At 63.9% G+C, this 13,789-nt stretch carries 9 protein-coding genes and 1 pseudogene; 8 read left to right on the top strand and 2 right to left on the bottom strand.

Going from position 1 to position 13,789, the window contains the following annotated elements; translation table 11 throughout:
- The first annotated feature begins 368 nt into the window (after window positions 1–368).
- The 3 genes from F0Q45_RS19685 to F0Q45_RS19695 are packed head-to-tail and all read left to right on the top strand — an operon-like array spanning window position 369 to window position 3,420.
- A complete protein-coding gene (locus F0Q45_RS19685) occupies window positions 369–1,721 on the top strand; it encodes a GNAT family N-acetyltransferase (RefSeq protein ID WP_188113039.1) in 1,353 nt (450 codons plus the stop codon).
- Window positions 1,718–2,197, top strand: coding sequence for a nucleoside 2-deoxyribosyltransferase (locus F0Q45_RS19690; RefSeq protein WP_149655540.1), 480 nt, complete (start codon window positions 1,718–1,720; stop codon window positions 2,195–2,197). The genes F0Q45_RS19685 and F0Q45_RS19690 overlap by 4 nt, the downstream gene beginning before the upstream one ends.
- 23 nt (window positions 2,198–2,220) lie before the next feature.
- Entirely contained in the window at window positions 2,221–3,420 is a 1,200-nt protein-coding gene (locus F0Q45_RS19695) for a PAS domain-containing protein (RefSeq protein ID WP_149655541.1), read from the top strand.
- A 220-nt stretch (window positions 3,421–3,640) separates the two neighbouring features.
- On the opposite strand, the pseudogene F0Q45_RS30515 reads toward F0Q45_RS19695, so the two are convergent.
- A pseudogene (locus tag F0Q45_RS30515) lies at window positions 3,641–3,790 on the bottom strand (ISL3 family transposase); the annotation flags it as partial.
- 52 nt (window positions 3,791–3,842) lie between these two features.
- On the opposite strand from F0Q45_RS30515, the gene F0Q45_RS19705 reads away from it, so the two are divergent.
- From F0Q45_RS19705 to F0Q45_RS19715, 3 genes are all read left to right on the top strand, one after another.
- A complete protein-coding gene (locus tag F0Q45_RS19705) occupies window positions 3,843–4,196 on the top strand; it encodes a hypothetical protein (protein ID WP_149655542.1) in 354 nt (117 codons plus the stop codon).
- 338 nt (window positions 4,197–4,534) lie between these two features.
- Window positions 4,535–5,935: a wax ester/triacylglycerol synthase family O-acyltransferase gene (locus tag F0Q45_RS19710; protein ID WP_262491071.1), complete on the top strand. Its 1,401-nt coding sequence runs from the start codon at window positions 4,535–4,537 to the stop codon at window positions 5,933–5,935.
- Window positions 5,936–5,980: 45 nt separating this feature from the next.
- Complete coding sequence (locus F0Q45_RS19715) at window positions 5,981–7,147, top strand: zinc-binding dehydrogenase (RefSeq protein ID WP_149655543.1); 1,167 nt, start codon at window positions 5,981–5,983, stop codon at window positions 7,145–7,147.
- Here the strand turns inward: F0Q45_RS19715 and F0Q45_RS19720 are convergent.
- Entirely contained in the window at window positions 7,140–8,540 is a 1,401-nt protein-coding gene (locus F0Q45_RS19720) for a WS/DGAT/MGAT family O-acyltransferase (protein ID WP_149655544.1), read from the bottom strand. The two genes, F0Q45_RS19715 and F0Q45_RS19720, sit on opposite strands and share 8 nt — an antisense overlap.
- 108 nt (window positions 8,541–8,648) lie before the next feature.
- Here F0Q45_RS19720 and F0Q45_RS19725 point away from each other — a divergent pair, with 108 nt between their 5' ends.
- The gene (locus tag F0Q45_RS19725) at window positions 8,649–10,310 is read left to right on the top strand and encodes an NAD(P)-binding protein (RefSeq protein ID WP_149655545.1); all 1,662 of its coding nucleotides are present in this window, start codon (window positions 8,649–8,651) and stop codon (window positions 10,308–10,310) included.
- Window positions 10,307–13,789: pyruvate:ferredoxin (flavodoxin) oxidoreductase (nifJ, locus tag F0Q45_RS19730; protein WP_149655546.1), on the top strand; the 3,483-nt coding region annotated here is incomplete at its 3' end. The genes F0Q45_RS19725 and nifJ, both read left to right, overlap by 4 nt.

The following is a 13,789-nucleotide window of genomic DNA, read 5'->3' on the forward strand; positions in this document are numbered from 1 at the left end:
TAACTTACGAGCGTGCCCTTGCTTAGTGGAGATGACGCACAGTAACCACCAATGGCACCTACGCATGGCGGCGGACAGGCCCGGGCCGTACCTTACGCATTTTTGCCGATGTTTTGCAGCGTGGTGGCTGAAAGACTTTTCGGGTGCTTCAGATCCGAGTCTAGAGCGACACCGAGGCCGTCTGGAGTGTCGAGCGGCCGTTCGGGGCTGTATCCGTCGTGTAGGCAGAAAGCCGGTTATCGGGTTGTGCCCACAAAGTGATATCGCGTCGCGAGGCCGGAGCGTTGACGCAATGTCAGTGATCGTTTGTCGACCAAGTCCCAAACGGGACAGCGCGGCTATGTCTGAGTGAAAGCGGAGGTAGGGCTGTGGACATAATAATCGAACCGTTTCGTGTCGGTCATTCGGGACCGGTCTTGGCTCTGTTTGTCGATGCGTTGAATGACCACTATGGAGGAGATCATGTTGCTCATTTCAATCGCTTAATGGAGGCCTACCTAAACAACAATGTGGATGAGCGTGGCTACAACTCGACTCGACAGGTTGGTCTAGTCGCTACCTGTGCGCGAACCGGCCGCGTCGTTGGGTTTCTGAACTATGCGGTGAAACGGCAGAACACAATCAAGATCAGCCCGTTGATCGTAGATCCGACGGTCCGAAAGCGCGGAGTCGGGAGTAGACTTCTCGCTTACATGCATAAGGCGCTTTCCGATGCCGATGTTACGGTGCGGAATATCTACTGCACGATTGACAAGCATAACCGTGCGGCGGTGAGTTTTTTTACTTGCCGAGGTTTCCGAGTCGTAGGGTCTTCGCGTGACCAGTACCTGAAAGGGCATTGCGAACTGATTCTCCAACTTCCTGCGGCGCTAGCTGACCCAGCACTCGATCCAGACGTTGCAGATATCTCCTTAATTCGCGCCGAGAACGAAAGACAGTGGGAACAACTAGCCAGCAAAGCGGATTCGTTTGCTTCTAATGAAGTTATTCGCCACGACATATTACATATTCAAGCGGGGGCTAAGCGCGCTCCCTGCGACGTAGAAACGAAACCAAAGGTGGTTTATCTCGCCTACCATGACGGCGACTTGGTCGGTGCGCTCGTCCTATGCCCGAAGAAGGGCGGTTCGACCAAGATTTCGACTGCATTCTGGAAGGACGAAGCAACATTCGATGCGCTACTGCTCGCGTTGGAGAAGGTCGACGAATTTATCGATACCGCAGGACGCGTGTACGTACACATTCCTATTTTGCCGGGCTTGGTCCAGGTCATGCAGGCCCGAGGGTGGCGACTTGACGCTCTCATCCCCTGTGTCGACTCAGAGCAGGTGGTCATCGGCCAATGGAGCACTAATTATCTTGAGTCACGAGGTCTGGTTGCCTACGAATGGCCGGACTACCACCTCGAACTCCACCAGGTGATCCGCGACCGAGAATGGAACACATTCGAGACACCACAGGATCTGGCCATCAGCCTTGTGGCGGAAGTTGGCGAGCTTGCCCAAGAGCTGCAATGGAAGTCTCGCGGTGATCGTTTCGATCTCGATATCCGGTCCATCGCGGCGGAATTAGCAGACATCTATAACTACCTGCTTCGGCTGTCGTGGCACCTCGACATCGACCTATTGCAGTCATGCTTCGACAAGCTTGTGGAGGTCAGGGAGAAATACCCAGTCGCCGTTGCGAAAAATAGCACAAGAAAGTACACGAAATTAGCATGATGATCGAGTATTCAGATACGGGGAACATGAAGGTTTTTGTCGCGGCACCATTTAAAAGCTACTTAGATACCCACGGCGCTTTCGATGACGACTTCAGGCGGCAACTCGAGAAATTCTATGAATGTCTTGGCAGTGCAGGATTCGAGTACTTCTCCGCCCATGTCAACGAAGACTGGGGCGCATCGCCGCTGAGGCCAACAGAGTGTGTTCCGATCGACTACAAAGAACTGCTGTCGTCTGACGTGGTCGTTGCGGTGCTCGGGAACCCGCCTTCCCTCGGTGTTGCGGTCGAACTCGGTTGGGCCAGTGCGCTTCAGAAGCCAATTTTGATTATCGGCACTGCAACCGATGCCAGTTCGATGTTCGCGGGGTTGGATCGCGTCACTAGCGCACGACTCATCGATATGGACCTAGGCATTGACGTAAGCGGTGCAGAACTAGGCAAGCTCGTCGTCAGCCATTTATTGCTGAACTGACCCAACCATTAACGGGAGGCAACATGACACGCTGCAACCTACGCACCGCGCAGAATCACGGTGAGTCGCCAATGCACATTCGCATCGCAACGGATGGGACCGATGACACGGACGCCCAACGTCAGCTTTTCGACCAGCATTACCGACAGCTGCTCGACCACTGTCCCGATGTGATCCTAGTGCACGAAAGCGGCCGTCTTGTATATGTAAACCCGGCCGGGGTGAAGGCGCTGGCCGCAACGTCGCCAGACGAACTACTCGGCCGCCGGATCACCGAATTTGTGCATCCCAATTCGGTTCCAGACATGATGGCACGCATTGGTTCCCTGCGCGACCTTGGGGACACGTCGAGCCCAGCTCAGGAGACTTTGCTGACTCTGGATGGCGCCACATTGGACGTGGAGGCGACGTCGGCGTTGACCGTGTGGAATGGCGATATGGCGTATCTGGTGGTGTTGCGCGATCTCAGTAGGCAAAAAGCGGCTGAGAAGGCGTTGCGTTACCAGGCGGCGCTTGTCAATCATGTCAGCGATGCCGTCATCGCCACCACCCACACCGGTATTGTCACCAGTTGGAATCCGGCAGCCGAGGCGATCTATCGTCGCCCGGCAGCAGACGCACTGGCGCGGCCTGTTAGCGAAGCAGTTGGTGCGCCGCTTTGCCCGCATGAAATCGTCGCTGACGGCGGTCTGCTGCACACTACCCACCGCACATCCGACGGGGTGGCCCTGGCGGTACAGGTGGCAGTCACCGCGATGGACAACGGTTTCGTGCTGGTGTGCAGCGACGAATCCGTATGGTGTCGAGCCGAGCAATTGTTCCAAAGCGTCATTTCCTCACTGGTCGAGGGCGTAGTGGTGCTGAGCCCAGATGGTTGCGCTGAGTTGGTGAACCCCGCAGCACTCAGGATTTTGGGCATCGATTCCAGTGACTCGCTATACGACCCGGCCAAACGAGTCGCGAAGGTCCCCATTTACGATCGTCATGGCCGAGTCGTCAGCTCCAACCCAGTCGCGATAATTGAGCTCCTGCGAACGCGGGTTATCGAGAGCGCCTCGATCTTCGCCGTGGAACGTCCCTGTGACGGGCAGCTGACATGGCTGTCGGCAAATATTCAACTGCTTGAGCCCGACAACCCCCAAACCTCTTCGGTTCTCATTTGCTTTCGTGAGATCGACAGGTCGCCGGTAGTTGGTACAGCGGGTTTCGGAGCTAGGTTGTGATTGACGCCGATCGCAGTGGACTCGCACGTTCGTATCCCGTTGTTGAATTGAACGATTGGATATGAGCCAACTCAGTTATGGGTAGTGGTGAGCGGTCGAGGCAAGGCACCAAAGAGCCTCGCGCCCGAGTGGCTTTGCTCATCCTCTGCTGAAAGCTTTGCCTCAGCAGGCTCGTTGCGTTCACCGGCTGGGATCTACTGACATTTCTGTGGGTCCGGATTTATGCGGTGCGGCCGGCTAGTGATGGGCAGCGTCCGCCTCGGGTCAGCAATGTCATGGCTATCAGCGCATCCGGGCTGTGAAATCCTTAGGCGCGCTTGGTCAATGTCCGCAGATGAGTGTTGGTGGCTTCTGAGCGGGGCGTGGATACTCGAGAAGTTCCCCAAACCCCGCATGCATGACGCACTGCGTGCGCCCTGACGTTGGCCCCGGCGCCCCACGGGTTCACCGCCAAGGTGCACGTCCTCACCCGCCACTGCGATTACGGTGTGCGCCAAGCGGCCTATGACCTAGGTAAACTGCGCGGCAAACAACTCGTAGCCCAGCCCGGCCGAACCCGCCGCTACTTCGTCGCGCCGCAGGCCACGCGTACCATCGCCGCCCTGTCGAGCCTGCGTGGTCAGGTCATCGCGCCGATCCTGGCCGGCCTACGCAGCCCCCGCATGGGACGCAAACCCGCACACTGGACCCGCGTGGACCGCGACTACGAAAGAATCTGCATCGACATGCAAACCCTATTCACCGATCTTGCCATCGAAACCCCGCTAGCCGCTTGAGGATTCGGCACAAGCATCCACCGTTACCCAACGGAGCGACCAACCCTAGATCGAAAGCCAATAACCTGCGCATCCACCAAAATCAGGGCGACTTGCGCAGTGCCAACCGGCCGTTCGGAGGCATTCGGGATGAGCGCGCGACGGCAGGGTCCAGACCAGCAACCACTCAAACCGATAGAACGACGAGCTCGCCGCGTTAACCCCCACCGACGGCGGGCCGAATACCCCAGGGACTTCCGACTGCCCCAGCAGGGCCCTTGTGCCCTGTTCGGCGGTGATCGTCGCACGAGACCATCTCCATACGGACCTCAAGCGCACAGATCCCGCACGGAAGCAGCATGATGACCAAACCGATTCCGCCACTCGACCTTTCCTGGCTATTGCTGGAGTCGCCCGCCGGTACTACGCACGTCGGCGCGATGCTGCTGTTCAAGAAACCTGCCCGCCGAGACCCCGTGGCCGAGATCGTGCAGGCGTATCGGGAGTGCACGCCCACCCCGCCGTTCAACTACGTGCCGGAGCTGCTGGTGCGCGGCGCGCCGCATTTTCGGGAGGTTTCGAGTTGGGACCCGCACTACCACATCGAGCACCTGGCGCTGCCGGCCGGCGCCAGCTACGACGACCTGCTGCGCCTGGTTGCCGATCTGCACGAGCCGCAACTCGATCGCCACCGGCCGCTATTTCGCTGCTGGGTGATCGACGGTGTCCCGGACGACAGGTTCGCGATCTACACCAAGACCCATCACTCGATCATCGACGGCGAGTCCGGCCTCAAGCGGCTCTACGCCGGTCTGAGCACCACGAATCGCCGCGTCATCCTCAAGCCGGCCTTCGCGCTCGACGTGCCGCCACCCGAACCGCACCCGCCGACGCCGCTCACGGAAAAGATCGCCGACTCGATCCGCGGGACAGTCACGGAATTTGTGGCACTCAACCAGGTCGCGGCCGGTGCGCTGCGCAAAGTATTCGCCGGTCTAGTGGGATCGCATCTCGAAGGCAGCCTGCCGTTTGCGGCACAGCATGCCCCAACCAACGCGCCGCTGGAAATCGGGCGACGATTCGCCACGCTGACCCTGCCGCTCACGGAGATGCGCGAGATCGGCCACCACTTCGGGGCCACCCTCAACGATGTGGCGGTCAGCGTCATCGACGGCGGCCTACACGCCTACCTACGCGGGACCGACCGCGAGTTCGCGCACCCCTTCATCGCGATGTGCCCGGTGTCGCTGCGCGACGCAGATGACACAGCGATCGGCACCCGAGTGTCAGCGATATTCGTGCGACTCGGCGAGCCCCGCGCCAGCATGCCGGAACGGATCCACCAGGTGGTGGACTCGGTCGCCACCGCCAAGAAGGAAGTCGGCGCCATGTCCAAGGAGGCGGCGATGACCTACGCCGTCGGACTCGTCGCGCTGGCAGGCCTGGGCGCCACCACCCACCTGGACCGCATTGCACGTCCAGCATGCAACCTGGTCATCTCCAACGTCACAGGAGCCGAGGAGACCCGATACCTCAACGGTGCTCGCCTGCTCGGCATCTACCCTGTCTCCGCGCTCGCTGCCTCGATCGGGCTCAACGCCACCCTGGCTTCCTATCACGACAGCATGAATTTTGGCTTCATCGCCAACGCGGCGGCGATCGACGATCCGACACACCTGGCCGACCTGACGCTGCGCGCCTACCAGGAGCTGAAGCAAGCCGCGGGAACGCGGCCCGCGCCACGCCGCGTATCTTCCTGAACGACGGCCGTGACAGCGCGTCGGCTCAAGGAAAGGTGCGGCGAGATGAAAACGGTGACATGCACCAACGCACAGTTCGAGGTCGTCGAGCAGCCGACCCCGACACCAGCAAAAGGCCAGTTGCTCATCAACGTCCTACGCTGCGGCATCTGCGGATCCGACCTGCATGCGCGCCACCACTGCGACGAACTCGCCGATATGATAGCCGATTCGGGCTACCACGCCTTCATGCGCTCGAATCAGCCCGTCGTGCTCGGACACGAGTTCTGCGGCGAGGTGATCGACTATGGCCCCCGCACCCGCAAAGCGCCGCGCATCGACACTCCCGTCGTTGCCCTGCCGCTACTGCGGCGCGGCAACGAGGTGCACGGAATCGGGCTGACGACCATGGCGCCCGGCGCCTACGCCGAGCAGCTGCTCATCGAGCAGTCGCTGACTTTTCCGGTTCCGAACGGGTTGTCGCCAGAGGCCGCTGCGCTGACCGAGCCGATGGCCGTCGGGTGGCACGCCGTTCGGCGCGGAGAGGTGGGCAAGGGTGACGTCGCCATTGTGATCGGCTGCGGCCCCATCGGCCTGGCGGTGATCTGCATGCTGAAGGCGCACGGAGTACGCACCGTGATCGCGAGCGACTTCTCGCCGGGCCGGCGCGCACTGGCGACCGCCTGCGGCGCCGACATCGTCGTCGATCCTGCACAGGGCTCGCCCTACCCGAGCGGCCACGGCCACCTGAAAAGCATCCTCGACGCGTTCGACCTCGCGGTCGGCACGGTCGAAAAGCTGCAACGGCTGCGGCTGCCCTGGTGGCATCTGTGGCGCGCCGCCGAAGCGGCCGGCGCCGCAACGCCCAAACACCCCGTGATCTTCGAATGTGTTGGCGTCCCAGGCATTATCGACGACATCATCGGCAGCGCACCGCTGTTCTCCCGCATCGTCGTGGTCGGCGTCTGCATGGGCGCCGATCGCATCCGGCCCGCGATGGCGATCAACAAAGAGATCGACCTGCGGTTCGTCCTCGGGTATACGCCGCTGGAGTTCCGCGACACGCTGCACATGCTCGCCGACGGCAAGGTCGACGTCGCACCGCTCATCACCGGGCGGGTTGGATTGTCCGGTGTCGAGGCCGCGTTCGACGCGCTCGCAGACCCCGAAACGCACGCGAAGATCCTGATCGACCCCAACAGCACCGCCGCTACCCCACAGCCGGTCAGCTGACCGCGCTGCGCCGCGACCCGCGCTTGCGATGCGCGCGGCTTAACTCAACCAACCGCGCCACCCCCTGCTCGATCCCGTCCGCCAACACCGATATGTCAGGCGCGGTGTCGTAGTCAGCCATAATCCCGAACACGAAATTATCGGCGTAGCTGACCATGGCGATCCCGGTGCGCAACTGCAGAGCGATCGGCGGGACCGGCAAAATCTCCAGCACCCGACGGCCCATCAGCTTCTGTTCGCTGCGCGGACCGGGAACGTTGGTGGCCAAGCCGACGACCGCCCGCTGCGGCAGCCGGCTGAGCAAGCGAATCGTCCACGCCGAGAACGCAAACGGGGCATTCCTGGCCATGGAAACCACCGCGTTGGCGCCTTCCCGCTGGCCGCTGCCTTTTGCCCGGGTGAGTCGCTTATGCACCAGCTGCAGCTGCTTGACCGGGTCCGCCTCGTCGACGGGCAACAACGGCAGCATCGCCGAGACCTGATTGTCAGCCATGTTGAACTGGTTCACCCCACGCACCGACACCGGGACCAGGGTGCGCAGCGAGGCGTGGCCGGGTTGCTCACCGCGGCCCAGCATGAGCTTGCGGTAGCTGTCGGTAATTGCCGCCAACGCAACGTCGTTCAGCGTCACGCCGAACGCTCGGGAAACCTCACGCAGGTCAGCCAGCCGAACCCGGGCCGCATGGTAGCGCCGCATCGCGGTGACCCGCCCGTGCAACGACGATTCCGGCACCGGGCTGAGCAGACTGCCCGCCAGTTCGGCCGCACCCACCGCGACGTGCTCGACGGCGGTCGCGGCGGCCCACCCACTGCGCAGCATCCCGCTCACCCAGCTCAGCGGGTTCAAACTCAGCCTCGGCAGGCTCAATCCATGTCGCGGCGGCTCCTTGGCGGCGCGAATCTCGCTTGCGAAAGTGTCACCGGCGCCGGCGTCATTGAATTTCGCCAATATCTGCGTGGCCGCGATGCCATCGGCGATGCAGTGGTGCAGCTTGGTGAGCACCGCCCAGCGGTCATCGCTGAGCCCCTCGATCATGAAGCAGTCCCATAGCGGGCGCTCCCGATCGAGCCGGCGCTCCATCACCGTCGCGATCATTTCGAACAATTCGGCATCCCCACCAGGATGTGGCAGTGCCAGGTGATGCAGGTGCCGCGAGATGTCAAAGTGCGCGTCATCCAACCATTCCGGCGGACCCAGATCCAGCGGATGCGTCCGCAGCACCTGCCGGCAACGCGGCACCGCCGCTGCCCGCTCGGTGAAGCCAGCGACAAGCTCGTCGAAGGTCGGCGCAGGCCCTTCCATGATCGACACACCGCCGATCGCCAGACTCACATGCGGATCGGAGTCCTCGACTTCGAGAAAAGCGGCATCCAGAGCCGACAAACGCGCCATCTCGCTACTGTCCACCCCGACCCATCTCCGGAATCAGAGTCGGAAGTCCTTACCTTAGAGGCCAAACGCAAGCAGCCAAAGCCGTAGAGCCATCATATCGTCAGGACCATGACGCCCGGCGACGCCGTTGAGTACCCGGTGCCGCCCAGCGGTGACTTGACGGCCCTGCCCGACCTGCTGCACGGGCAGCACCGCGCGGGCCCGATCCGCGATCGCCGTCCGGTCTACGTCGATTTGCTGCCGCCGTGCAACGCCGGCTGCCCCGCCGGGGAGAACATCCAGGCCTGGCTTGCGCACGCCCGCGCCGGACGCCACGAGCAGGCCTGGCGTCAACTGGTCACCGCCAACCCGTTCGCCGCCATCCACGGCCGGGTCTGCTACCACCCGTGCGAATCAGTTTGCAACAGAGCCCATCTGGATGCCGCCGTCTCGATTCATGCGGTGGAGCGGTTCCTCGGCGACACCGCCCGCGACCAAGGATGGTGGTTCGAGCCGGCACCGCAACCGACCGGCAAGCGGGTGCTCGTCGTCGGCGCTGGCCCCAGCGGGCTGGCGGCCGCCTACCACCTGACCCGGCTGGGCCACCACGTGGAAGTCCGTGACGCCGGCGCCGCGCCAGGCGGGATGATGCGCTACGGCATCCCGAACTACCGGCTGCCCCGCGACGTGCTGGACGCCGAAATCGAACGCATCGCCGCGCTCGGCGTGGCGCTGACACCCGGACATCGCGTCGAAGATCTCGGTGCCGAACGCGCAGCCGGCAATTTTGACGCGGTGTTCGTCGCAGTCGGTGCGCATCTGGCCAAGCGCGTCGACATCCCCTCTCGCGACGCGGGATCCATGCTGGACGCGGTGTCGTTTCTGCGCGCGGTCGCCGCCGGCGAAAAGCCCGACCTCGGCCACCACGTCGCCGTTTACGGCGGCGGCGACACCGCCATGGACGCCGCCCGCGTCGCCCGCCGCCTGGGCGCCGACGACACCGTAATCATCTACCGGCGTACCGCAGCTCAAATGCCCGCCCACCAACAAGAAGTCCATGAGGCCGAACGGGAAGGGGTGCGAATCAACTGGTTGCGCACCATCACCGCCTTCGACGGCCCCGAGCTGCAAGTCGAGCTGATGGCGCTGGACGACTCGGGACGGCCCCGCCCGACCGGGCGGTTCGAGACGCTGGCCGCCGACACCGTCATCATGGCGCTGGGACAAGAAACCGAATCGGCGTTCATGCGGTCGCTGCCCGGGGTGGAGTTCGACCGCGACGGCAGCGTCCGGGTCTCCCGTACCTTGATGACCGGCTGCGCCGGCGTGTTCGCCGGCGGTGACATGGTGCCCTGCGAACGCACCGTTACGGTTGGGGTCGGGCACGGCAAGAAGGCGGCCTACTATATCGACGCGTGGCTGCGCGGTGCTTCCGGAGAGCGCCCGGCTAAGCATCCGGTCGCCGATTTCGACGCGCTGCATCTGTGGTACTTCGGCGACGCGGGCCGACGCCGCCAACCCGAACTTCCGGCCGAACAACGGGTTACCGGGTTCGATGAAGTCGTCGGCGGCCTCTCAGCCGAGGCTGCGACGTTCGAGGCCGGCCGGTGCCTGTCCTGCGGTAACTGCTTCGAGTGCGACGGCTGTTTGGGCGCCTGCCCGGAGGACGCGGTGATCAAGCTGGGCCCCGGTCATCGCTACCGCTTCGACTACGCCCGCTGCACCGGTTGCGCGACCTGCTACGAGCAATGTCCGGTGCACGCCATCGAGATGATTCCGGAGCCGCGATGACCCGCATCACGGTCGACGGCAATGAGGCGGCGGCCTCGGTGGCCTACCGGCTCAACGAGGTGTGCTGCATCTACCCGATCACCCCGTCCTCGCCCATGGCCGAGCTGGCCGATGCCTGGTCGAACCAGCACCGGCCCAACGTCTACGGCACGGTGCCGAAAGTCATTGAGATGCAAAGCGAGGGCGGGGCAGCAGGCGCGCTGCACGGCGCCCTGCAGGGTGGCGCGTTGGCGACGACGTTCACCGCGTCCCAGGGCCTGCTGCTGATGATCCCCAACATGTACAAGATCGCCGGCGAGCTGACCGCGGCGGTGATCCATGTCGCAGCGCGATCCCTTGCCGCCCAGGGCCTCTCGATCTTCGGCGATCACCAGGACGTGATGGCGGTGCGGCAGACCGGGTTTGCGCTGCTGGGGTCGGCCTCGGTGCAGGAGGCGCATGACCTGGCCCTGATCGCCCAGGCGGCCACGCTGCGCACCCGAGTGCCATTCGTGCACTTCTTCGACGGTTTTCGCACCTCCCACGAGCTCAACACCATTGAGGTACTCAGCGACGACGACCTGCGCGCCCTGGTCCCGCAGCAGTTGATCCTGGCCCATCGCGGCCGTGCTTTGTCGCCCGAGCGGCCGTTCGTGCGCGGCACCGCCCAAAATCCCGATACGTATTTTCAAGCCCGCGAAACCGTCAACCCGTTCTACGCCCGGGCGCCCGAGGTAGTCGAGCATCTCATGGACGAGCTCGCCCGGCGCACCGGACGCCCGCTGCACATCGTCGACTACACCGGGCACCCGCAGGCCGAGCGGGTTGTGGTGCTGATAGGTTCGGGCGCCCAGACCGCGACCGAAACCGTGTCCGCTCTCAACGCGCGCGGCGAGCGGGTCGGGGTGATCCTCATCCGGTTGTACCGGCCGTTTCCGGCCCAAGCGCTGCTGACGGCGCTGCCGCCGACGGTCCGCGCAATAGCGGTGCTGGACCGCACCAAGGAACCCGGATCCCTGGGCGAGCCACTGTATTTGGATGTCGTTGCCGCCCTGGCGCAGGCCTATACCAGCGGTGAGCGCTCCTGGCTGCCGCTGGTCTGCGGCGGACGCTACGGATTGTCGTCCAAGGAATTCACGCCCGGCATGGTCGCCGGCGTGTTCGACGAGCTGGACCGCGAGCGGCCACGCACCCGCTTCACCGTCGGCATCGACGACGACGTCAGCGGCACCAGCATCGACTACGACGCGGAATTCGACATCGAATCCCCCGCCGTCACCAGTGCGGTGTTCTTCGGCATTGGCTCGGACGGCACGGTGGGCGCCAACAAGAACACCATCAAGATCCTCGGCGGCGAGGAGAACATCTACGCGCAGGGCTACTTCGTCTACGACTCCAAAAAGTCCGGTTCGCAGACGGTTTCGCATCTGCGGTTCGGCCCGGAGCCGATTCGGGCGCCGTATCTGGTGCAGCGGGCCGGCTTCGTCGGCTGCCACCACCAACGGTTCCTGAACACGGTCGACGTGCTGGGCCGCGCTGCCGAAGGTGCGGCGCTGTTGCTCAACAGTTCCCGTCCGCCCGAGCGGGTCTGGGACAGCCTGCCCGGCCCGGTGCAACAGCAGATCATCGACAAACACATCCGGCTCTATGTCGTCGACGCCGGCAACATCGCGCGCGAGGTCGGGCTAGCCGGGCGGATCAACATCGTGCTGCAGACCTGCTTCTTCGCCATCGCGAATGTGCTGCCCGTCGACACCGCGATCGCCAAGATCAAAGACAGCGTCGCCAAAACCTATGCCGGGCAAGGAGCGGACGTGGTGGCCCGCGAGCTCGACGCGGTCGATCGCGCCCTGGCCGGCCTGCACCAGGTTGCGGTTCCGGGCACCGCCACCTGCACCCGCGGGCTCGAGCCGCCGGTTCCCCCCGACGCCCCGGATTTCGTGCGAGCCGTGACCGCGGAAATGATCGCCGGGCGCGGCGATGCCTTGCCGGTCAGCGCCCTTCCGGTCGACGGCAGCTACCCCAGCGGCACCGCCGCCTACGAGAAACGCAACATCTCCGAGCTGGTCGCGGTGTGGGATCCGGACACCTGCATCCAGTGCGGCAATTGCGCATTCGTGTGCCCGCACAGCGTTATTCGGACCACGTTCTACCCGCAGGAGCAGCTGCGTGATGCGCCGGCATCGTTCCCCTCGGCGCCGCTGAACACGGTCGGCCTGCCCGACACCCGCTACACGCTGCAGGTGTATACCGAGGACTGCACCGGATGCAATCTGTGTGTGGAAGCCTGCCCGGCGGTGGTCCCCGGCACTCCGATTACCAAGGCGATCAACCTGGCGCCACGCGAACCGCTGGTTGCCGAAGCACGCGAGAATATCGCGTTCTTCGAAACGCTGCCGGTGGCAAACCGTTCGATGGTCGACTTCGGCACGGTGCGCGGCGCACAGTTCCTGGCGCCGCTGTTCGAATTCCCCGGCGCCTGCGCCGGTTGCGGGGAAACCCCGTACCTGAAGCTGCTCTCGCAGCTGTTCGGCGACCGGTTGATGATCGCCAACGCCACCGGCTGCTCGTCGATCTACGGCGGCAACCTGCCCACCACACCCTGGACCACCAACGCCGAGGGCCGCGGCCCCGCCTGGTCGAATTCGCTGTTCGAAGACAACGCCGAGTTCGGTCTGGGCATGCGGCTGGCCGCCGATACCCACCTGCAGCAAGCCCGCCAACGACTGGCCGAACAGCGCGAAGTCCTGGGCGCCGACCTGGTTGACGCCATCCTGGCTGCCCCGCAACAGCGGGAATCAGAGCTGCACGCCCAACGCCAGCGGATCGCCGAACTGGCCAGCCGGCTGGATCGGCTGCCGCCGGGCATTGCAGACGAATTGCGCAGCGTCCTTGATCATCTGGTTCGTCGCAGCGTGTGGATTGTCGGCGGAGACGGCTGGGCCTACGACATCGGCGCCGGCGGGCTGGACCACGTGCTGGCCAGCGGGCACAACGTCAACGTGCTGGTGCTCGACACCGAGGTGTACTCCAACACCGGCGGGCAGATGTCCAAAAGCACCCCGCTGGGCGCGGTGGCCAAGTTCGCCGCCGGAGGCAAGACAGTACCACGTAAAGATCTTGCACTGCAGGCTATTTCGTACGGGAACGGCTACGTGGCACGCGTCGCCATGGGCGCCGATCCGCAGCAGACGCTGCTGGCCATCCGGGAGGCCGAGTCCTACGACGGGCCGTCACTGGTGATCGCCTACAGCCATTGCATCGCTCACGGGTTCGAGCTGCGTAACGGCCTGGACCAGCAATACCGTGCAGTGGCCAGCGGGCACTGGCCGTTGATCAGATACGATCCGGTGCTGCGTGCCGCCGGTAAGCCACCCTTCCTGCTCGATTCCCACCGCCCCCGGCTGTCGCTTGCCGATTACCGCCACCGTGAACTGCGCTACCGCAGCCTGGCCAATTCCGATCCCGACGAGGCCGAGCGGCTGCTCGCGCTGGCGCAG

The organism is Mycobacterium simiae (assembly GCF_008370645.1).
Taxonomy (GTDB): domain Bacteria; phylum Actinomycetota; class Actinomycetes; order Mycobacteriales; family Mycobacteriaceae; genus Mycobacterium; species Mycobacterium simiae_A.